At 63.9% G+C, this 19898-nt stretch carries 19 protein-coding genes; 4 read left to right on the forward strand and 15 right to left on the reverse strand.

Annotated features, from left to right (window positions below; all coding sequences use genetic code 11):
- Window positions 1-7: 7 nt before the first annotated feature.
- The 5 genes from MRBLMC3_RS07470 to MRBLMC3_RS07490 are packed head-to-tail and all read right to left on the reverse strand — an operon-like array spanning window position 8 to window position 4894.
- Window positions 8-790 (reverse strand): ParA family protein, encoded by a 783-nt coding sequence (locus MRBLMC3_RS07470; protein ID WP_363739742.1) that lies wholly within the window; start codon window positions 788-790, stop codon window positions 8-10.
- Window positions 787-1425, reverse strand: a complete 639-nt coding sequence (gene rsmG, locus MRBLMC3_RS07475; protein ID WP_363827236.1) for a 16S rRNA (guanine(527)-N(7))-methyltransferase RsmG — start codon at window positions 1423-1425, stop codon at window positions 787-789. The genes MRBLMC3_RS07470 and rsmG overlap by 4 nt, the downstream gene beginning before the upstream one ends.
- Window positions 1422-3272, reverse strand: a complete 1851-nt coding sequence (gene mnmG, locus MRBLMC3_RS07480) for a tRNA uridine-5-carboxymethylaminomethyl(34) synthesis enzyme MnmG (RefSeq protein WP_363827239.1) — start codon at window positions 3270-3272, stop codon at window positions 1422-1424. The genes rsmG and mnmG overlap by 4 nt, the downstream gene beginning before the upstream one ends.
- A 58-nt stretch (window positions 3273-3330) precedes the next feature.
- Window positions 3331-4614 carry a tRNA uridine-5-carboxymethylaminomethyl(34) synthesis GTPase MnmE gene (gene mnmE / locus MRBLMC3_RS07485; protein ID WP_363827286.1) on the reverse strand — a complete coding sequence of 428 codons (1284 nt, stop codon included), beginning with the start codon at window positions 4612-4614 and terminating at the stop codon, window positions 3331-3333.
- Window positions 4615-4633: 19 nt separating this feature from the next.
- Complete coding sequence (locus MRBLMC3_RS07490) at window positions 4634-4894, reverse strand: DUF6489 family protein (protein WP_133654498.1); 261 nt, start codon at window positions 4892-4894, stop codon at window positions 4634-4636.
- 149 nt (window positions 4895-5043) lie between these two features.
- Between MRBLMC3_RS07490 and MRBLMC3_RS07495 the strand changes: the two genes are divergently transcribed.
- Together MRBLMC3_RS07495 and MRBLMC3_RS07500 are read left to right on the forward strand one after the other, a co-directional pair.
- The gene (locus MRBLMC3_RS07495; protein WP_133654499.1) at window positions 5044-5742 is read left to right on the forward strand and encodes a dienelactone hydrolase family protein; all 699 of its coding nucleotides are present in this window, start codon (window positions 5044-5046) and stop codon (window positions 5740-5742) included.
- 13 nt (window positions 5743-5755) lie between these two features.
- The gene (locus MRBLMC3_RS07500) at window positions 5756-6724 is read left to right on the forward strand and encodes a quinone oxidoreductase family protein (RefSeq protein ID WP_363756460.1); all 969 of its coding nucleotides are present in this window, start codon (window positions 5756-5758) and stop codon (window positions 6722-6724) included.
- 59 nt (window positions 6725-6783) lie between these two features.
- Here the strand turns inward: MRBLMC3_RS07500 and MRBLMC3_RS07505 are convergent, their stop codons facing one another.
- Both MRBLMC3_RS07505 and rho read right to left on the reverse strand, forming a co-directional pair.
- Window positions 6784-7503: a YjbE family putative metal transport protein gene (locus MRBLMC3_RS07505; RefSeq protein WP_363739800.1), complete on the reverse strand. Its 720-nt coding sequence runs from the start codon at window positions 7501-7503 to the stop codon at window positions 6784-6786.
- Window positions 7504-7624: 121 nt separating this feature from the next.
- The gene (gene rho, locus MRBLMC3_RS07510; RefSeq protein WP_133654500.1) at window positions 7625-8881 is read right to left on the reverse strand and encodes a transcription termination factor Rho; all 1257 of its coding nucleotides are present in this window, start codon (window positions 8879-8881) and stop codon (window positions 7625-7627) included.
- Window positions 8882-9138: 257 nt separating this feature from the next.
- On the opposite strand from rho, the gene MRBLMC3_RS07515 reads away from it, so the two are divergent.
- Window positions 9139-10143 carry an aspartyl protease family protein gene (locus MRBLMC3_RS07515; protein ID WP_363827243.1) on the forward strand — a complete coding sequence of 335 codons (1005 nt, stop codon included), beginning with the start codon at window positions 9139-9141 and terminating at the stop codon, window positions 10141-10143.
- An 80-nt stretch (window positions 10144-10223) separates the two neighbouring features.
- Here the strand turns inward: MRBLMC3_RS07515 and MRBLMC3_RS07520 are convergent, their stop codons facing one another.
- The 6 genes from MRBLMC3_RS07520 to MRBLMC3_RS07545 all read right to left on the reverse strand — a co-directional run bounded on the left by MRBLMC3_RS07520 (window position 10224) and on the right by MRBLMC3_RS07545 (window position 17697).
- Window positions 10224-12314: a transglycosylase domain-containing protein gene (locus MRBLMC3_RS07520; protein ID WP_363827246.1), complete on the reverse strand. Its 2091-nt coding sequence runs from the start codon at window positions 12312-12314 to the stop codon at window positions 10224-10226.
- 171 nt (window positions 12315-12485) lie between these two features.
- Window positions 12486-12890 carry a peptide-methionine (R)-S-oxide reductase MsrB gene (gene msrB / locus MRBLMC3_RS07525; RefSeq protein ID WP_133654503.1) on the reverse strand — a complete coding sequence of 135 codons (405 nt, stop codon included), beginning with the start codon at window positions 12888-12890 and terminating at the stop codon, window positions 12486-12488.
- 97 nt (window positions 12891-12987) lie between these two features.
- A complete protein-coding gene (holA, locus tag MRBLMC3_RS07530) occupies window positions 12988-14025 on the reverse strand; it encodes a DNA polymerase III subunit delta (RefSeq protein ID WP_133654504.1) in 1038 nt (345 codons plus the stop codon).
- Complete coding sequence (lptE, locus tag MRBLMC3_RS07535) at window positions 14022-14516, reverse strand: LPS assembly lipoprotein LptE (protein ID WP_363739759.1); 495 nt, start codon at window positions 14514-14516, stop codon at window positions 14022-14024. Before lptE ends, holA begins: the two co-directional genes overlap by 4 nt.
- 103 nt (window positions 14517-14619) lie before the next feature.
- Window positions 14620-17136: a leucine--tRNA ligase gene (gene leuS, locus MRBLMC3_RS07540; protein ID WP_363827249.1), complete on the reverse strand. Its 2517-nt coding sequence runs from the start codon at window positions 17134-17136 to the stop codon at window positions 14620-14622.
- A gap of 111 nt (window positions 17137-17247) precedes the next feature.
- Complete coding sequence (locus tag MRBLMC3_RS07545; RefSeq protein WP_363739802.1) at window positions 17248-17697, reverse strand: DUF3576 domain-containing protein; 450 nt, start codon at window positions 17695-17697, stop codon at window positions 17248-17250.
- 229 nt (window positions 17698-17926) lie between these two features.
- Between MRBLMC3_RS07545 and MRBLMC3_RS07550 the strand changes: the two genes are divergently transcribed.
- Window positions 17927-18658, forward strand: coding sequence for a hypothetical protein (locus tag MRBLMC3_RS07550; RefSeq protein WP_363739763.1), 732 nt, complete (start codon window positions 17927-17929; stop codon window positions 18656-18658).
- A gap of 156 nt (window positions 18659-18814) precedes the next feature.
- Here MRBLMC3_RS07550 and MRBLMC3_RS07555 read toward each other — a convergent pair whose 3' ends face one another.
- Window positions 18815-19321 (reverse strand): membrane-like protein, encoded by a 507-nt coding sequence (locus tag MRBLMC3_RS07555; RefSeq protein ID WP_363827289.1) that lies wholly within the window; start codon window positions 19319-19321, stop codon window positions 18815-18817.
- A 19-nt stretch (window positions 19322-19340) separates the two neighbouring features.
- Window positions 19341-19895, reverse strand: coding sequence for a DNA-3-methyladenine glycosylase I (locus MRBLMC3_RS07560; protein WP_363827252.1), 555 nt, complete (start codon window positions 19893-19895; stop codon window positions 19341-19343).
- Between the last annotated feature and the right edge of the window lie 3 nt (window positions 19896-19898).

Consider the following 19898-nt stretch of genomic DNA (forward strand, 5'->3'; position numbering starts at 1 on the left):
TCGTTATTCAAGCAGCAACCTCCTGCCGGGGCAGGCGCGCGATCAATTCACGCGCCAGACGCATATAGGCTTCCGATCCCGAGCAGCGGAAATCGTAGATCAACGCCGGTACGCCATGGCTGGGCGCCTCCGACAATCGGACATTGCGCGGGATGACCGTGGAAAATACCAGGTCGCCAAGGCATGCCCGCACATCGTCGGCCACCTGATCTGTCAGGCGATTGCGTCGGTCATACATGGTGAGCGCAACGCCCATGATCGACAGGCCGGGATTGAAACGACCACGAATGCGTTCGACGGTCTGAAGAAGCTGGGACAGTCCCTCCAAAGCGAAGAACTCACATTGCAACGGGACGAGCAGCGATTGCGCCGCGACCATCGCGTTGATGGTCAGCAGGCCGAGCGATGGCGGGCAATCGATCAGGCAGATGTCCCAGCGGCCTGGTTGTGCTTCTGTGAGCACCCGTTCCAGACGATGCGTCCGCTCCTCATATTCGATCAACTCGATTTCCGCGCCGGAAAGGTCCTGCGTGGCAGGGACGATGTCGAGCTTGGGCACGCGGGTGCTGATAATCGCATCTTCCAGCGCGCAATTGCCGACCAGCAGGTCGTAGCTGGATTGGACACGATCGGCCTGATTGACGCCAAGCCCGGTCGATGCATTGCCCTGAGGATCAAGGTCGACCAGCAGGACGCGCAGTCCAGTAGCGGCCAGCCCGGTGGCCAGATTGATGGCGGTGGTGGTCTTCCCGACGCCCCCCTTCTGATTGGCTATCGCAATACAGATCATCCTCGGGCTTTCCTCCTGGCGGATCGGATCGCCTGCGCGACGATGATGGCACTATCGGCATCGGTCACGCTGCGTTCCACGTGGAACACACCTTGCCATGATCGAGTCGCGGCCTCCAGTTCATTCTGCGCATTTCGTCCTTTTGGCAGCACCCATATCGTTTTTTCGCCAGCCAGATGTGCCGCCGAGTCGATAAGTTTGGGTAAGGGCGCATAGGCACGGGCGCTGATGACCGCTGCCGTCATGGGCGGCACGGCTTCCACGCGGCCGCCAAAGACGCTCGCATTCGGAAGATCGAGGGCCTGGATGACCGAATTGAGGAAGTCGATCCGCTTGCGCCGGGATTCCACCATCTGGACGGGAGTCTGGGAAAGGATGGCGACGACAACGCCCGGCAGGCCGGCGCCCGATCCCAGGTCGACCCACGGACCCTGCCAGTTCCCGGCGAGCGGAATCAATTGTGCTGAATCAGCGACATGGCGGGACCAGATCTGGGGGCGGGTCGATTCTGCAATGAGATTTTGGCGACCCATCTCCTCCAGAAGGATGGCCACATAGCGTTCGAGGCGCTGCCATGTTTCACGTGAAACATCGAAACGCACTTGCAGCCATTGCCGTGCTTCCTCTTCCGTCACGCGGCGCGCCGCCTGATGTGAACAAGAACGGCTGCCAGGGCTGCAGGCGTGATCCCGCGGATGCGCCCGGCGGCGGCCAGCGTGTCCGGGCGAGCAAGGTTGAGCCGCTCGATCATTTCCGTCGACAGGCCGCCGATGGAGGCGAAATCAAAATCCGCCGGGATGACCACTCGTTCATTGCGGCGCATTTCCGCTATCTCGGCCTCCTGCCTTTCGAGATAGGGCGCATAATGCGCGTCCTCCAATATCTCGTCGCGCAGGTCAGGCGCTATTCGGGACAGAACGGGTGCGAGATCGAAAAGCAGGGCGCGCCCGACTTCCGGAAAACGTGCCCATTCGAACAAGGTCCTGCGTGCGCCATCCTGCCGGACCGTCGCGCCGGACTTCGCCATCTCCGTTGCCGAAAAGGAACGGCTCAGTTCCTCGTTCACCGCGGCACGGTCCTGGTCGCGCCGAATATAATGGGCTGAGCGTTCCGGCCCCAAAACGGAATGGCGGAACCCGATTTTCGACAGCCGGGTTCCCGCATTGTCGGCGCGCAGCCGCAGGCGATATTCGGCCCGGGCGGTCAGCATGCGATAGGGTTCGGTGACGCCCTGCAGGACGAGATCGTCGATCATTACGCCAATATAACTGCTTGCCCGATCGAGGATGAGCGGTTCATCCGCCATCGCCTTGGCCGCCGCATTGATCCCGGCAATCAGTCCCTGCGCCGCTGCTTCCTCATATCCGGTCGTGCCGTTGATCTGCCCCGCGCAGAAGAGACCTGAAATGGCGTGAACTTCCAACGTTGCGTCCAGGGCGCGCGGATCAATATGGTCATATTCCACGGCATAGCCCGGCACCACGATCTCGGCCCTTTCCAGTCCGGTCATGGATCTTACCATTTCCAGTTGCACATCGGCGGGCAGCGAAGTGCTGATGCCGTTGGGATAGACGAGATGATCGTCGAGCCCCTCCGGTTCGAGAAATATCTGGTGTCCGTCGCGGTCGCCGAAGCGGGTCACCTTATCCTCGATGGAGGGGCAATAGCGTGGACCCCGCCCCTCGATCGCTCCGCTGAACAGGGGCGAGCGACCCAGACCGTCCCGGATGATTGCGTGCGTCCGGTCATTGGTGCGCGTGATCGCGCAACTGAGTTGCGGCAATGTGCGGGATGCTGACAGGGCCGACATAGTCCAGCCTTCGCTATCCGATGGCTGCGCCTCCAGCCGGGCCCAATCGATGGTCCGGCCATCCAGCCGTGGCGGCGTCCCTGTCTTCAGCCTTCCGATTGGCAGGTCCAGGGCGCGAAGCTGAACTCCCAAGGCCGTTGCCGCCCTCTCCCCTGTGCGGCCGCCGGTCAGCGCCTCTTCACCACGGAATAATTTGCCGCCCAGAAATGTGCCGGTCGCGAGCACGACTGTGGGAGCATGAAGCGTGCTTCCATCGGCGAGGCTCAGGCCCGCAATCGCGCCCATGGTCAGCAGCAGTCCGACTGCCTCACCCTCGACAATATGAAGTCCCGGCTGAGCGGCGAGCAGTCGATGAATTTCGGCGCGATAGCGCTTGCGGTCCGCCTGGATGCGCGGCCCCTGGACTGCTGCGCCTTTGCTGCTGTTGAGCATGCGATAGTGGATCGCGGCGGCGTCGGCAGCGCGGGCGATCAGCCCGTCCAGCGCATCGACCTCTCGCACCAGATGGCCTTTGCCGAGGCCCCCGATGGCGGGGTTGCAGGACATGGCGCCGACCGTGGCCTTGTCAAAGGTCAGCAGGGCGACGGACGCGCCCTTTCGCGCCGCAGCGCTCGCCGCTTCGCAGCCCGCATGGCCGCCGCCGACCACGATCACGTCATAGCTTGTTCGCATGCGCGCCCCTTAACAGAATTGGGGCGCTCCGGTCAAAACTGTTCCACGTGGAACATGGCTATTTTCCGATGCAGAAGCCGGCGAACAGGCGGTCAAGCATGTCTTCTGTGCCGGCCCGCCCCGTTAGCTGGTCAATAGCCGTGCGCGCCTGCCGCAACTCCTCCGCCACGATCAGCAGATCATCCGATCCATATGCCTGCGTCAGATGCGCATGCAACAACGCCGCTGCATCGCGCTGTCGCCGATGCAGTGCGTAATCCCCCTCACCCGGCAAGAGAGCAGCGGCGCGGTCCAGCAAAATGGATATCAGAGCATCCATCCCCTCCCCCGTCACAGCGGACAGCTCAAGGCCAGGACGATCCTCCCCCTTGGTACGATCGCATTGGGCGGCGATCACTATCGCATCCGGCCGAGGGATATCCGCTGCCGGCCCGAGCCAGAGAATGATGTCGGCCGCCGCCAGTGCGTCACGCGCACGGTCCATGCCGATGGCCTCTATGGCGTCGCTGGTGCGATCGCGCAGGCCCGCCGTGTCGGTGAAGAGAAAGGCGCTGCCGCCAAGAGCAGCAGGCACCTCGATCCGGTCGCGCGTGGTTCCCGCCACGTCGGAAACAATGGCAGCATCGCGCCCTACAAGGCGGTTGAGCAGGGTCGATTTCCCTGCATTGGGCGGACCGGCCAGAACCACGCGAACGCCGTCGCGCAATCTTTCCGCAGAGGGGGATGCGAGCACGGCTTCGACGTCCAATGCCAAATTACTGATATCGCGGCGGATTTGCAGGTCGATATTCTCTTCCGGGACATCATCTTCGTCGGAAAAATCAAGCGCCGCTTCGGTCATTGCGGAAAGGTTCAGCAATGTCTGTCGCCAGCCCTCCACATGCTGCGAAAAATGACCTTCCGCCATCAGGAGAGCCGTCCGCCGCTGCTGCTGCGTCTCTGCCGCGAGGAGGTCGGCGAGGCCCTCCACGGCGTTTAGGTCCATGCGGCCATTGGTGAAGGCCCGCCGCGTGAACTCCCCCGCTTCGGCGCGGCGCAATGTTGCCAGGGAACCCAGTGCGTCCTCCACGGCTGCGATGACGGCGCGGCCGCCATGGCAATGCAATTCGGCCAGATCTTCTCCGGTAGCGGTGTTCGGCCCCGGAAACCACAGCGTCAGCGCCCGGTCGAGCAATGCGCCGTCGCGCGGGTCGTGGAGGGAGGACAGGCGTGCCCTTCTGGGCGGCGGCAACTGACCGGCGATGCTCTGCAGCGCCTGTCCCGCCGCGGGGCCGCTGATCCGGATGACGCCGATGCCCGCGGGCGGAGCGCCGCTGGACAGGGCATAGATGGTGTCCGTCACAGGCGCCGTCGCAGATCGGTCAGCCGGACTTTTTGTCGCCATTCTGACCGGCCATTCCTGACAGGCCAATGTCCATCATCTGCTTGAACAGGCGCATGCCGGCGTCGCCAAGTGGCGAAAAGCTTTTGAACAGCGTCTCCATCTGCTCGACATTCGCTACGCCATCGAAACTGTCCAGCATCGTCTTTACATATTTCTCGTGAATGGGGGTCACATCCGGCAGCCCCAGGAAAGCCCGAGCCTCCGCAGGAGTGCAGTCGACATCAACGCTCACCTTCATATCTTGCTACCTCTTGCTGCGGCCGCCCTTTACAACGCCTCATGCCGCAACAAGGGCGCGCAACGCAAATTTTTTGACGGCAGAGGTGGTTGCGCTTCGCCCTGCAAGCGCCATTATGGCGGCCCGGAACGAATTGGAAGGATTTTCCCATGGCAGCATTCACACCCGTTTCCACGCTGGAGGGCGATGCCCGGTTCGATGTCTATGTTGCCCGGCCGGAAGGAACCCCCAAGGCCGCAATCGTGGTGATCCAGGAGATTTTCGGCGTGAATGAAGGCATTCGCCGCAAATGCGATAGCTGGGCGGCGGCCGGCTATCTCGCTTTGGCGCCTGACCTGTTCTGGCGGGAGGAGCCGCATATCGAACTCGACGCCGATATTCCGGAGGATCTTCAGGCGGCCTTTGGCCTTTTCCAGAAATTCGACCAGAATCAAGGCATTCGGGACATTGAGGCGACGATCAAGGCCGCCCGCGCGGAACTGGGACAAGATGCCAAGGTCGGTCTGGTCGGCTATTGCCTGGGCGGACGGTTGGCGTTCATGTCGGCCTGCCGTACGGACGGCGATGCCTTTGTCGCCTATTATGGCGTCGGCATTGACGGGTTGCTGAATGAACAGCATGCCATAGGCAAGCCGGTGCTGATGCATATCCCCACTGCCGACGGCTTTGTCCCGCCCGAGGTCCAGCAGAAGATGCACGAAGGGCTGAAGGACAACCGCCATGTGATCCTGCATGATTATGAAGGGCTGGATCATGGTTTCGCCGCCGAAATGGGCGCGCGCCGCAATGAAGCGGCGGCGGAACTGGCCGACGGTCGAACCGCTGATTTCTTCGCCGCTCATCTCTGAATCGGATTCCGGCATGACGCAGGCATGGCGGATGGTGGCGCGCAGCCATGGCGGGCCAGACGTGATCGCGCGGGAGGCGTTCGATCCCGGATTGCCGGGGGAAGGCGAATTGCTGATCGCGCAGGATGCCGTGGGGTTGAACTTCATCGACACCTATTATCGCAGCGGCCTCTATTCCGCGCCGCTGCCAACTCCCCTGGGGGCCGAAGGGGCGGGGCATGTCGCCGCCATCGGCCCCGGGGTGGTCGGCTTTGCCGTCGGGGACAAGGTGGGATGTGCCGTGGGACTGGGCGCCTATGCCACGCACCGCATGGTCAGGGCCGACCAAGCGGTCAGGATCCCGGACGTTGTCACGACGCAGGACGCGGCGGCCATGATGCTGAAGGGCATGACCAGCTGCTTTCTGGCGGAGGACATCCTGCCCCTGCAGCCAGGGCAGTTCGCGCTGGTTCATGCGGCGGCAGGCGGCGTCGGCTCCGTGCTGGTGCCGTGGCTGCGCGACAAGGGCGTGATCGTGATCGCCCATTGCGGTTCGCCGGAAAAGGCGGCGACGGTGGAAGCCGATCACAGCCTCTCCGGACCCCTTGAAGGCCTGGCGTCCGTCGTGCGGGAGCTTACCGGCGGGCGCGGCGTCGATATTGTCTATGACGGCGTGGGCAAGGATAGCTGGGCGGCGTCCATCGCCTCTCTCAGGCGGCGCGGCATGATGGTCAGCTATGGCAATGCTTCAGGCGCTGTCCCGCCGATCAGCCTGCTGGAACTCAGCCGGGGCGGGTCGCTCTATGTCACGCGGCCTACATTGTATGACTATGTCGCTACGCCCCAGGAGTTGGCGCGAACCGCCGAAAGACTGTTCGACCGCATGGCGCGCGGGGTGGTGAACACCGTCATCGGCCAGCGTTTTGCCCTGGCCGATGCAGCAGAGGCGCACCGCGCGCTGGAGGCGCGGCAAACCAGGGGAAGCACTGTCCTGATCCCATGATGGGACATCACGGCAAGATCAAGCTGTAGGCCGATCTGATCCGATCAGATCGGCCTGCACTATGCGAACAGCGTCAATATGCCGACCTGATGGTCCACGAAGCCGTCATAGATCATCTTGATCGCGACATAGATGATCACGGCGAGGCCCAGATAGGCGATCCAGCGGAAACGCTCGATATATTTGGCGATGATATTGGCCGCGATGCCCATCAGGGCCACGGAAAGAACAAGCCCGATGATCAGGATGCCCGGATGGTCGCGCGCCGCGCCTGCCACGGCCAGCACATTGTCGAGGCTCATGGAAACGTCCGCGACCGCGACTGCCCAGGCCGCGCCCGCAAAGCTTTTGGCAGGACGCAGGCCGGATATGTCGTCGTCGCTCGTATCGGCGGTGTCGCCGCCCCGTTTCGGGTGCAGTTCCCGCCACATCTTGAACGCGACCCAGAGCAGCAGCAGCCCGCCCGCCAGGATCAGGCCGACGATCTGCATCAGCTGCGTCACCACCAGCGCGAAGCCGATGCGCAGGACCAGCGCGGCGATGATGCCGATCAATATGACCTTCTTGCGCTGTTCCGCAGGGAGGCCCGCCGCCAGCGCGCCGACGACGATCGCATTGTCCCCGGCCAGCAGCACGTCGATCATCAGCACCTGTCCGAACGCCGCCAGCGCGGCGGGCGAGCCGATATTGCTGAAGTCGTTGACGATATGGGCCCAGATATCGGCGGGTGAGCCGATCCCCTGAGCCGCGGCTGCGGCGGTTGCGATTAGGTCGATCATCACGGCCTGACAGTTCCCCTGAAAATAGCGGAGCCGCCAGACCGAAGTCCGACGGCCCCAAAAACATGGCGCTTGAAGCGAAGGCGACCTGCGTCCGTCAGGGACACAACCGCCCTGCCCCTTACTGGTTCATCGAGTCGAAGAAATCCTCGTTGGTCTTGGAATCCTTCATCTTGTCGAGCAGGAATTCCATCGCATCGACGGTGCCCATCTGCATCAGGATACGGCGCAGCACCCACATCTTGCTGAGCTTGGCCTTGTCGACCAGCAACTCTTCCTTGCGGGTGCCCGACTTGCCGACGTCGAGCGCCGGGAAGATGCGCTTGTCCGCCACCTTGCGGTCCAGCACGATTTCCGAGTTGCCGGTGCCCTTGAACTCTTCGAAGATGACTTCGTCCATGCGGCTGCCGGTGTCGATCAGCGCGGTGGCGATGATGGAGAGCGAGCCGCCCTCCTCGATATTGCGCGCGGCGCCGAAGAAGCGCTTGGGGCGCTGGAGCGCATTGGCATCCACGCCGCCGGTCAGCACCTTGCCCGACGAGGGCACGACGGTGTTGTAGGCGCGGCCCAGACGCGTGATCGAGTCGAGCAGGATCACCACGTCCTTCTTGTGTTCCACGAGACGCTTGGCCTTCTCGATCACCATTTCGGCGACCTGGACATGGCGCTGTGCCGGTTCGTCGAAGGTCGAGGAAACGACCTCCCCCTTCACGCTGCGCTGCATGTCGGTGACTTCTTCCGGACGCTCGTCGATCAGGAGGACGATCAGGAAGACTTCGGGATGGTTGTCGGTGATCGCCTTGGCGATGTTCTGGAGCAGGACGGTCTTGCCGGTGCGCGGCGGCGCCACGATCAGGGCGCGCTGGCCCTTGCCCTGCGGCGAAACGATGTCGATGACCCGGGCCGACTTGTCCTTGATCGTCGGGTCGAGCGTGTCCAGAACCAGCTTCTGGGTCGGATAGAGCGGCGTCAGATTGTCGAAATTGACGCGATGGCGGACGACTTCGGGATCGTCGAAATTGACCGAGATGAGCTTGGTCAGCGCGAAATAACGCTCGCCATCCTTGGGCGCGCGGATTTCGCCCTCGACCGTGTCGCCGGTGCGCAGGCCGAATTTGCGGACCTGGTTGGGCGAGACATAGATGTCGTCCGGGCCGGCCAGGAAATTCGCCTCCGGGCTGCGCAAGAAGCCGAAGCCATCGGGCAGCACCTCGATCGTGCCCTCGCCCATGATCTGTTCGCCATTATCGGCCTCGACCTTGAGGATGGCGAACATCAGGTCCTGCTTGCGCAGGGTCGACGCGCCTTCGACGCCCAGCTCCTCCGCCATGGTCACGAGTTCGGCGGGCGCTTTTTTCTTGAGATCCTTGAGGTGCATTCGCGTGAAGTCCGATGGAATGAGAAACAGAGGAAGTAAAATTGGGGAAGGCTGACCCGGCTCATGACTCGGGAGAACCCGCGCCGGACGGGCGGGATAGAATGTTTGGCGTTTAGCGATCCGACATGGCCCAAGTCAAGGTGGCTGAGCCATGGGCGAGCGGTAAATTGGGAATATGCGCCCTGCCGCCAATGAAATGGGATGGGCGGAACCGGCGCGGCCATGCTATACAGGGATAAAATAAGGAGGAACGGGAGATGGGACGCTGGCGCGCCGCTCTGGGCATGGCGATGGTGATCGCCAGTCCTGCGCTTGCCAGCCCTGCCCCCATGAGTCCTCCTCCTGCCATCAGTCCTGCCCCAGTTGCGCAGGACCGTCCTGCTCTGGACCCGGATGATCCGCCGGCCGTGATCCGCACCGTTGCGAGCGACGACGCGCGCATCACCATCCCCATCCAGATCGACGGCAGGGGTCCGTGGAACTTCGTCGTCGATACCGGATCGCAACGCACGGTCATTTCCCGCGCTTTGGCCGAACGGCTCGCCCTGCCCCTGCGGGAGCGGGTGACGGTGATCAGCATGACCGGCCGGGCCGAGGTGGACACCGTTTCGGTTCCGCGCCTGGTCTTCGGCAAGACCGTAGTGGACGATATCGAGGCGCCCGTGCTGGAGGGGGAGCATATCGGCGCTGCCGGCCTTCTGGGTCTGGACGGCCTCCATGCCAAGCGGCTGCTGATGAATTTTCGCACAGGACGGATGGAAATCAGCAGCAGCCAGCGGAGCTTGCGCGATCCCAACGTCATCGTGGTCGAGGCGCGGCGGCGAAAGGGGCAGTTGATCCTGCTCGATTCCGACGTGAACGGAATGAAGGTCAGCATCATCCTCGACACCGGCACATCGATCAGCGTCGGCAACATGGCGCTGATGAACAGGCTGCTGCGCAAGAAGAAGGCGCCTCCGCTGAAGCTGGTGTCGTTGACCAGCGTGACCGGGGAGACGTTGTTCGGCCAGGCGGGACTGATCGAACGGGTGCGGATGGGGCAAGTCATGCTCAGGGCGATGCCGGTGATGTTCGCCGATGCCCAGCCCTTCGCGGAACTGGAGCTTCAGGACAAGCCTGCGCTGCTGCTCGGCATCGACGCGCTGAAGTTGTTCGACCGGGTCGCGATCGATTTCGGGCGGGGGAAGGTCGACTTCCTGCTGCCGGACACGGGGCTGCTCGACCAGAAACGCTTTGCGACGGCGCAGAGGGCCGCAGGCTAGAGCGATTTCCCCGAAAACCGCCCAGGGGTGCTTTTTACGGTAGCGCAACCCTGGCCTTGCAGACGCATGCCGCGCCGCAATCAGGGCGCATTCTGGCGTTGTTGCTGCTGCTGCTGCCGGTTGCGGCCCAGCACATTGTCGATCCACTGCTGGTCCAAACGGGGCGGCTGCGGGCGGTCGGCGGGATTGGGCGCGGCCTGCTGGCCGTCTTCAGGCTGGGCCTCATCCTGGGGCGGCTGTTGTCCCCGCTCGATCGGCAATCCGTTTTCATCGACCATCATGCCGCCTTCGGTCCCGCCGTCGGGTTGGCCATAATAGGCCTCGTTATCCGGTTCGAGCTGCCATTCGGGCAAAGTCACCTGGGTTTCGAACTGTTCGACCGGGCGTTTCGCGACGGCGACCTTCATATAGTCGGCAAAGGCACGCGCGGGTGCCCGGCCGCCCTGGAGAACGCCGACGGCGTGCGCATCGTCGCGGCCCATCCAGACCCCGGTGGTGATGCCGCTGGAAAAGCCCAGGAACCACCCGTCCTTGTTGCTGCTGGTGGTGCCGGTCTTGCCGGCGACGGGGCGGCCGATCTGCGCCGCCCTGCCGGTGCCGGTGCTGACGGCGGTCTGCATCAGGTCGGTCATGCCCGCCGCGACCCAGGGCGCGACCAGTACCCGGCTGGTGTCATCCTGATGCTCGTAGAGGACGCGGCCTTCGGAGGTCGTCACCCTGGTGATGCCATAGGGAGTCACGGCCACGCCCTTGCGCGCGATCGAGGCGAAGGCGCGAGTCATGTCGATCAGGCGCACGTCCGACGTGCCCAGCACCATGGAGGGATGGGTGTTGATCGGCGTGGTGATGCCAAAGCGCCGCGCCATGTCCGCCACGGTGGGGAAGCCCACCTCCACGCCCAGCTTCGCCGCCACGGTGTTGACCGAATAGGCGAAGGCGGTGCGGATATCGATGTCGCCGGAGAAGCGGCCGTTGCTGTTGCGCGGTTTCCACCCGTTGATGTCGACCGGACTGTCGGTGATACCGGTATCGGGCGTATAGCCCGCCTCCAGCGCGGCCATGTAGACGAAGATCTTCCACGCCGACCCCGGCTGGCGCGTCGCGGTGGTGGCGCGGTTGTAGTTGGAACTCACATAGTCCAGTCCGCCGACCATCGCCCGTACCGCGCCATCGCGGTCCAGCGAGACCAGGGCGCCCTGCGTTCCCGTAGGCACATTGGCCTGGATCGCAGCGGTCGCGGCCTTCTGCATGCCGAGGTCGATGGTGGTATAGACCTCCAGCGGCTCATTGGGTTCGTCGATCAGCGTGTCGAGCTGGGGCAGTGCCCAGTCGGTGAAGTAGCGAACGCTGTTCTGCGGCGGTTCTGGGGCCATCTTGACGGCTTCCAGGCCGGCATTGGCGCGCTCCGCCGCGCTGATCTTGCCGTTTTCCTCCATCAGTTCCAGCACCACGCCCGCCCGGCCCCTGGCGGCGTCGGCGTCGGCGGTCGGGGAATAGCTGGAGGGTGCCTTCACCAGACCGGCGACGATCGCGGCTTCGGGAAGGTCGAGGCTGGTGGCGGGATGGCCGAAGAATTTCCGGCTGGCAGCGTCGATGCCATAGGCGCCGCCGCCGAAATAGACCTTGTTGAGGTAAAGCTCGAGGATCTGCCGCTTGGAGAATTTGCGCTCCAGCGCGAGGGCCAGGACCATCTCCCGGACCTTGCGGCCCCAGCTGTAGCTGTTGTTGAGGAAGATGTTGCGCGTCACCTGCTGGGTGATGGTGGACGCGCCCTGCCAGCGCCGCCCGCTGCCGCGACGTTCCAGCGCTACCCAGGCGGCACGGGCCATGCCGATGGGATCGACGCCGGGATGAAGATAAAAGCGCTTGTCCTCGGTCGAGACCATGGCATCGACCATCACCGTCGGGATCTGATCGTAGCTCAGCCAGCGGCCGAAGCTGGGGCCCAGGGAGACGATGACGCTGCCGTCGGCGGCGTGGACGCGGATCATCTGGCCATTGGGCGAGGATTTCAGCGATTCATAGTCGGGCAGCGACTGATAGGCGATCACCACCGCCACCACGATCGCGACAAGCGCGCTGAGGCCGCCGACAAGGCCGATCTTCAGACCCCGCACCAGCCATGTCTTCACTCTGCCCCGCGGTTCGCTGCTCTTGCCTGATCGTGCCATGGTTCGCCCGGATATGCGCTAAACGGAAAGGCGGCCAGTGGAAAAGCCGTGCAGGCCGCGCAAAATCTCCAGCGTCTTTGTGTTTTCCGCGATTTGCCGGCCGCCAGTGATGCCATCGACCAGAATCGCCCAGGGTTTCAAGAGAAAGTCCGCTGTACCGGCGATGAACCGTTATTCGGCGTCGTCACGCGGCTGGAAATCCAGCGACGCGCTGTTCATGCAATAGCGCAGGCCGTTGACGCCCGGCCCGTCGGGAAAGACATGGCCCAGATGCCCGCCGCATTTTGCGCAGCGGACCTCGGTGCGGATCATGCCATGGCTGTTGTCGCGGATTTCGTCCACCGCGTCGATATCGACGGGGGCGGTGAAGCTGGGCCAGCCCGATCCGCTGTCATATTTTTCCTCGGCATCGAACAATTCTGTGCCGCAGCCGGCGCAGAAATAGCGGCCATCGGCCTTGTTGCCGTTATATTTGCCGGTGAAGGCCCGTTCCGTGCCGCCCTCCCGCAGGATATGATATTGTTCGGGGGAAAGGCGCTCGCGCCATTCGGCGTCGGTCAGGTTGAGCTTGTCCATGCCGGCAATATGGCGGTCGGTGGCCGTCCGATCAAGCGCTTAGGAAGGCTTCGCGCAGCGCCGTCATGTTCCTGCCTTCCCGGGGACATGACAGATCCTACCGATCCCGCGCTGCCTGGCGGGCGATGGCGAGCAGTTCGTGGCGGACCATGAGATCGCCCAGGCCCCTGCCGGACCGGCTCGCCCGTTCGGCCTGGGCGAGGCGCTGGATGACGCGGGCGATACCGCCGGCGTCCCATATGCGGACCTGGCGCGTGACGACGCCCTTTTCCTTCCAGAACACCGCCTTGCCCGCCGCCTCTATCGCGCCTTCCAGCCTGCCGCTGTCATCGAAGTCGGCGCGGATGTTGGCAAGCAGCATGGCGCGGGTCAGCAGCGGGCGCAGCACGGCCGCCATCGCCGTCCCCGCCTCCGCCAGGCGCCCCAGTTCGCGATGCATGCCGCGCAGGTCGCCGCCCAGGACCGCGTTCACCAGCGGCCCGGCGTCGCTGTCGGGATTATCGGCGGAAAGCGCGTTCAGCGCCTCCTCCGTCGCCTCGCGCGGGCGATCCGGGGCGGCATCGAGATAGAGGATCAGCTTCTCCACCTCGCCCGCCATCAATGCGCGGTCGCCATTGGCCAAGTCCGCGATGCGGCGACCCAGTTCGGACGAAAGGCGCAGCCCCCCTTCCCGCGCGATCGCGATGGCGATCTGCTCCGCCTCCCGCGCGTCGGGTTGGTAGGAGATGAAGGCCATGGTCTGCTTGTGGTCCAGCACGAGCTTGAGCAGCTTCGAGGTGCCCTTGAGCGCGCCTGCTATGGCAATGACGGGATTGCCGGCCGCCTCCGCCTCCAGCAGGGCGTTGAGGGCAGGCAGCGATTCCTCCCCCATGCCCGTGATGCGGATCCAGCGCTTGTCCCCGAACATGGAGAAGGACGCCGCTTCATCCGCCAGCCGCGCCGGATCGTCGCGCAGCGTCTGCCCGTCCAGGTCGATCCGCTCGGCGTCCGGCCCCATGGAGCGCTCCAGCCGTCGGGCGAGTGCCGTGCTACCCGCTTCGTCGGGGCCATAGAGCAGGAAGAAGCGGCAGTCGGCGGCCGACCCCTGGCCTGCTGCGTCGAGCGCCTTTTCGATCTGGCCCCGATTGGCCTTCAACGCGACCTGTCCCGCGTTGCGAAACGGGCGAGCCGGGCAATGATCTGGTCCGCGATGGTCTGGGACAGCCGTTCGAGCGCCGTGTCTTCCGCCGCGATCGTCGCATATTCGCTGGAGACGACGTCAATGCCAACGTCCGATCCGGCGGTATCGTCCAGAACCTGCGCGCCGGTGGCGCCGTCGATAAGCTGGTAGCGCGCGCGCAGGGTCCGCCGCTCACGCGTGACGGCGGCGTCGGAACGCAGGCCGAAGCCACTGATGTCATCGTCCAGCTTCACCACCAGCTTGTAGCTGGGTCCGGTGCCGGTCATCGCCGCCAGCCGGTCGTTCAGCGCGTTGCGCACCAGCCAGCCGCCCTTGCCCTGGATCGGCTGCACCTCGACATGGCCCAGCGCCTGCGCAACCGCGCCATGGCTGCCTCCGCCATAGACGGGACGCAACCCGCAGGCGGAGAGGGAGGCAAGCAAGAGCAGCGGCAATAAAGGCTTCATGCGCAATCCTATACCCGTTGGCCCCGGGCTTGTCGAAGGGCTGTGCTCTCCCAGGGAGAAGCGCAGGGCTTCGACAGGCGGGGCCCGAACCGATGCCTGGAGTTCAGACGACCAGATTCACCAGACGGTCCGGCACCACAATCACCTTCTTCGGCGTAGCACCGTCCAGAGTCCTCACCACATTGGGCGCGGCCAGGGCGAGGCGCTCCAGTTCCTCCTTCGCCGTGCCCTTGGGCACGGTGATGGTGTCGCGCAGCTTGCCCATGACCTGACAGGCGATGGTGACCTCATCCTCCACCAGCAGCGCGGGATCGACGGCGGGCCAGCCGGCTTCCGCGATCAGTCCCTCCTCGCCCATGTCCGCCCACGCCTCCTCGGCGAGATGTGGCGTCATCGGCGCGACCAGCAGGGCCAGCGCCCGGATCGCCGCGCTGCGGCTGGCCGATGGCTTCGCCTTTTCGACCGCATTGGTGAGTTCGTAGATTTTCGCCACCGCCTTGTTGAAGGACAGTGCCTCGATATCCTTCGCCACGCCGTCGATGGTCTGGTGCAGCTTGCGGTCCAGCGCCTTGTCCGCTCCGTCGGCGACCTTGTCGGCCTCCCCGAACAGGCGCCACAGGCGGTTGACGAAGCGCCAGGAGCCTTCGATGCCGGCTTCGGTCCAGGGCAGGTCGCGCTCCGGCGGGCTGTCGGACAGCATGAACCAGCGGACCGCGTCGGCGCCATATTGGGCGATGATGTCATCGGGATCGACGACATTCTTCTTCGACTTGGACATTTTCTCGACACGGCCGACCGTAACGGAGGCGCCGCCGTCGATCATCACGACCTTGTCGCCCTGCCGCTCCACATCCTGCGGGGCGAGCCAGGCGCCGTCGGGCGATTTGTAGGTCTCATGCGTCACCATGCCCTGGGTGAAGAGGCCGGTGAAGGGTTCGGCAAAGCCCAACTGCCCCATATGCTGGAGCGCGCGGGTCCAGAAGCGCGCATAGAGCAGGTGCAGGATCGCATGTTCCACGCCGCCGATATATTGGCCGACGGGGAGCCACTTCTCCACGGTTTCCCGGTCGAACGGCCTGTCCTTCGGCTGGCTGGCGAAGCGGATGAAATACCAGCTTGAATCCGCGAAGGTGTCCAGCGTGTCGGTCTCACGCTGCGCCGCCTTGCCGCATCGGGGGCAATCGACATGCTTCCAGGTCGGATGCCGGTCCAGCGGATTGCCCGGAACGTCGAAGCCGACATCCTCGGGCAGCACCACGGGAAGCTGGTCCTTGGGCACGCCCACGGGACCGCAATCCTCGCAATGGATGACCGGGATCGGCGTGCCCCAATAACGCTGGCGCGAAACGCCCCAGTCCCTCAGCCGGAAGACGGTGGTGCCGGTGCCCCAGCCGCCCTCTTCGGCGCGGCGGATCACTTCCGCCTTCGCTTCCTCGACGCCCAGGCCGTCGAGGAAGCCGGAATTCACCAGTCTGCCGGGGCCGACATAGGCCTCCTCGCCAATGCCCTTCTGCTCATCGCCCTCGGCCGCGACGACGCGCTCGACCGGCAGCATATATTTGCGCGCGAAGTCGAGATCGCGCTGGTCATGGGCCGGAACCGCCATGACGGCGCCGGTGCCATAGTCCATCAGCACGAAATTCGCCACGAACAGCGGCAGCTTGTGCCCGGTGAAGGGGTGGATCACCGACAGGCCGGTGTCGTATCCCTTCTTCTCCTGGGTTTCGATCTCGGCAGCGGCCGTGCCGGTCTGGCGGCATTCCTCCGCGAAGGCGGCGAGCACCGCATCCTTTTCCGCCAGCGCCAATGCGATCGGGTGATCCGCTGCGACGGCCGCAAAGCTGGCGCCGAAGATCGTGTCAGGCCGGGTCGAGAAAACCTCCAGCTCCCCGATTCCACCCACTGGCGCATCCAGATTGAAGCGGAACTGCAATCCCACCGACTTGCCGATCCAGTTTTCCTGCATCAGCTTCACCTTGTCGGGCCACTGGTCGAGCGTCTTGAGGCCGGCCAGCAGATCATCCGCGAACTGTGTGATCTTGAGGAACCATTGGGACAGCTTGCGCTTTTCGACCGGGGCGCCGGACCGCCAGCCCTTGCCGTCGATAACCTGCTCGTTCGCCAGCACGGTCATGTCGACCGGATCCCAGTTGACGGCGGATTCCTTGCGATAGACCAGGCCGGCTTCGAGCATGTCGAGGAACAGCGCCTGTTCCTGGCCGTAATAATCCGGCTCGCATGTCGCCAGTTCCCGGCTCCAGTCCAGCGCGAAGCCCAGCTTCTTGAGCTGCGCGCGCATCGTCGCGATGTTGGAGCGGGTCCAGGCGCCCGGATGCACCTTCTTCTCCATCGCGGCGTTTTCAGCTGGCATGCCAAAGGCGTCCCAGCCCATCGGGTGGAGCACCTCATGCCCCGTCATCCGGCGGAAACGCGCCAGCACATCGCCCATCGAATAATTGCGGACATGGCCGATATGGATGCGCCCGGAGGGATAGGGGAACATCTCCAGCACATAGGAACGCGGCTTGTCGCTGCTGTCGGACGCCCTGAACGTCTGCTTCTCGTCCCAGACGGCCTGCCAGCGGGCATCGGCCTCAAGCGGGTTGAAGCGCCTTTGCATGGATGATCCTTAACTCAACTGCCGTTCGCCCCGAGCCTGTCGAAGGGCCGTAATTCCGAAGAAACGCACAGGGCTTGGACAGGCTCGGCCCGAATGGAATATAAGTTGCGGTCAGCCCGCGATCGCCATGCGGCGCAGGTCGCGCGCCTTGGTCAGGATGATCTCTTCCAGCTTCTGCACCGTCGCCGCCTGCACTGGCGCGTCGACCCATTGGCCGCCCTGGCTGACCTGACGGCTGGCGGCGATGCGCAGCGCGTCGGCGCGCAGATCTTGGTCGAGGATCGAGACGGTCAGCTTCATCCGTTCATTGGGGCTGTTGGGATTGGCGTACCAGTCGGTGACGATCACGCCGCCGTTCGAATCCGTCTGCACCATCGGCATGAAGGACAGGGTGTCGAGGCTCGCGCGCCACAGATAGGCGTTGACGCCGATGGTCGTCACCTTCGATGCGGCGAGATCCGCCTTGGGGCGGTCCTTGGCGCCGCCTCCGCACGCGGCGAGCGGCAGGAGTGCGGCCAGCAGCAGACCGGAGGAAAGGCGCGAAGAAAAGCGGCGGACCATCATTATTGTCCCATCAAACGAGTAAATGCCTCGCTTCTATAGAGGACCGGCGGCAATGGGCAAGGGGGACTCCGGGACATGGCGGCAACGGCCCGCCGCGCAACCGGAATGAGTCCTGTGTGTTCCGTGCAACAGCTCGGACAAAAAACGGGTAGCGCTCTACCAATTACAGCGCCTTCCTTATATGAAGGACGATAGAAAACTAGTCGGCGGGGAAGAGATTCGGATCATGGGCCTGAAAAGGGGACATATGGCGTTGGCAGGCTCGGCAGTTGCCGTGGCCGGCTTCATGCTGTCTCCTGCGATCGGCGCCGCGACCGACCTCGTGCGGATGCGCGCCGAAATCCCGGTTTCGCTGGGCGCATTGGGCAGTATTTCTTCCTTCACACCGACGACCAAGGATTCGCGCCTGGCGGCCGCTTATGCGAAGATCGCCGCCTCCGCGAGTCGCCAGAATTTCCGCTTTACCCCCACCAGCGGATCGCTGAGCGGGCAGCGTTCGGTGACCGTCATGGTCCGTGCCGCCGACCTGAACGATCGTGTCGCGGTTAGCCGGACGATCGATGCGGTGAATATCGCGCCGGTCGCCTTCAGCCTCAACAGCGCGCATAACTGGCGCAAGTTCGCCCTGCCCGAAACCGTCGGTCGCAAGGAGCTGGACCCGGTCGCCGTCGAGCCGATGGCAGGCGCCAGGAATTTCTCGCTGGATCAGGAGCGCAAGGATCGTTTCAGCACGAAGGTGCTGATCGAGAGCCGCCGCGAACCCGCCGCGACGATCCGCAACCCCAGTGCGGACAAGGATTATTCGCTGGACCTGGCGAGCTCCTATTCGCTGACGCGCAACCTGAACGTCACGGCGGGCGTGCGCTATAATAACAGCTTCGCCGGGCGGCTGACGCCCATGACCGATGATCGGCAGGACGCGCAGGCCGTTTATCTGGGCACGATCTTCAAATTCTAAAAAGATCAGGATGGGCAGTATCCTGCCTTCCCTGACTTTTGCCGTGTCCGCTGTTCATTCCGGTTAAGCCGAACTATGTTCCGGCCTCTGGCACCTCGCCCTTCCATTCGGGCAGGACAGGCGGGGCTCCCCATGCCGATCGGCAAAGATGCGCCTTCAGGGTTCACCCTGATCATAGCGTGTGCCACCACAGCCATTCAGCGTCCCTTCGCCGAAAGCGAGCGCTACGCGGTCAGACCAGACCGCATCGCTCATGCCATCGCTGCATGGTCCTTCGGTGACGGTCATCGAAAAACCCTCGCCCATAAACCGCACGGCGCGCCCGTCGTCGTTCCGCGATATCGCATAGCGGGCCGGCGCCTTGTCGGGCCGTTCCAGCAAGGCGGTGGAGCCCTTCACCGTCACCGCCCAGAAAGGCTCGGTTCCGATAGCGCGATAGCCATTTTCCGCAGGACGCCTGACGTCCGCAGAGTCTTCCGCTGAGTTGGCCGGCGCGCTTCCATCTGTTCCACGTGGAACCTTTTGTGGAATATTCTCAGAAACTTGGTTCGGCGCCGGGTCAGGCATGGTGATTGGTGTGGAGGCATGAGATTGCGCGACATTGGCCGCGGGCATCTCATCCTTGCCACATCCCGCCAGCGCAACGGCCAGGGCCAATGGCAGCAACCGCCTCATGCCTTTTTCAGACCTCATTCCGCCGGAAGCAATCCAGCGCATGATCGTTCACCATCCCGATCGCCTGCATCCACGCATAAACGATGGTGGGCCCCACAAATTTGAAGCCCCGCTGCTTGAGATCCCTGGAAATCGCCTCTGAAAGATCGGTCCTGGCCGGGAAGGTCAAGCCATCATTCCGGATCGGCTGGCCGTCGACGAACCCCCAGGCATAGGTCGAGAAATCCTCGCCCCCATCCCGCATCGCGCAGAAGATCCGAGCGCCCGTGATCGTCGCCTCGATCTTCGCGCGGGCCCGGACGATGCCGGGGTCGGCCATCAGCCGATCGACATCATCCTCGCCGAATGCCGCGACCCTGTCTGGGTCGAAGCCTGCAAAGGCAACGCGAAAGCTTTCCCGCTTGCGCAATATGGTGATCCAGCTCAGCCCCGCCTGGAAGCCCTCCAGCATGAGCGTTTCCCAGAGCATCCGCGGATCGCGTTCCGGAACGCCCCATTCGCTGTCATGATAGGCGCAATAGAGCGGGTCCGTCCCGGCCCAACCGCAACGGACCTGCTCCATCGG

The sequence above is a fragment of the Sphingobium sp. LMC3-1-1.1 genome (genome assembly GCF_040676285.1).
Lineage (GTDB): Bacteria > Pseudomonadota > Alphaproteobacteria > Sphingomonadales > Sphingomonadaceae > Sphingobium.

Excerpts from the sequence above, each read along its gene's own strand:
- MRBLMC3_RS07500 (WP_363756460.1), top strand. The coding sequence starts at position 5,756 with ATGACGCAGGCATGGCGGATGGTGGCGCGCAGCCATGGCGGGCCAGAC.
- MRBLMC3_RS07515 (WP_363827243.1), top strand. The coding sequence starts at position 9,139 with ATGGGACGCTGGCGCGCCGCTCTGGGCATGGCGATGGTGATCGCCAGT.
- leuS (WP_363827249.1), bottom strand. The coding sequence starts at position 17,136 with ATGCAAAGGCGCTTCAACCCGCTTGAGGCCGATGCCCGCTGGCAGGCC.
- MRBLMC3_RS07490 (WP_133654498.1), bottom strand. The coding sequence starts at position 4,894 with ATGAAGGTGAGCGTTGATGTCGACTGCACTCCTGCGGAGGCTCGGGCT.
- msrB (WP_133654503.1), bottom strand. The coding sequence starts at position 12,890 with ATGGACAAGCTCAACCTGACCGACGCCGAATGGCGCGAGCGCCTTTCC.
- MRBLMC3_RS07520 (WP_363827246.1), bottom strand. The coding sequence starts at position 12,314 with ATGGCACGATCAGGCAAGAGCAGCGAACCGCGGGGCAGAGTGAAGACA.
- rho (WP_133654500.1), bottom strand. The coding sequence starts at position 8,881 with ATGCACCTCAAGGATCTCAAGAAAAAAGCGCCCGCCGAACTCGTGACC.
- MRBLMC3_RS07545 (WP_363739802.1), bottom strand. The coding sequence starts at position 17,697 with ATGGTCCGCCGCTTTTCTTCGCGCCTTTCCTCCGGTCTGCTGCTGGCC.
- MRBLMC3_RS07495 (WP_133654499.1), top strand. The coding sequence starts at position 5,044 with ATGGCAGCATTCACACCCGTTTCCACGCTGGAGGGCGATGCCCGGTTC.
- MRBLMC3_RS07560 (WP_363827252.1), bottom strand. The coding sequence starts at position 19,895 with ATGGAGCAGGTCCGTTGCGGTTGGGCCGGGACGGACCCGCTCTATTGC.
- MRBLMC3_RS07470 (WP_363739742.1), bottom strand. The coding sequence starts at position 790 with ATGATCTGTATTGCGATAGCCAATCAGAAGGGGGGCGTCGGGAAGACC.
- mnmG (WP_363827239.1), bottom strand. The coding sequence starts at position 3,272 with ATGCGAACAAGCTATGACGTGATCGTGGTCGGCGGCGGCCATGCGGGC.
- lptE (WP_363739759.1), bottom strand. The coding sequence starts at position 14,516 with ATGAAGCCTTTATTGCCGCTGCTCTTGCTTGCCTCCCTCTCCGCCTGC.
- MRBLMC3_RS07505 (WP_363739800.1), bottom strand. The coding sequence starts at position 7,503 with ATGATCGACCTAATCGCAACCGCCGCAGCCGCGGCTCAGGGGATCGGC.
- MRBLMC3_RS07550 (WP_363739763.1), top strand. The coding sequence starts at position 17,927 with ATGGGCCTGAAAAGGGGACATATGGCGTTGGCAGGCTCGGCAGTTGCC.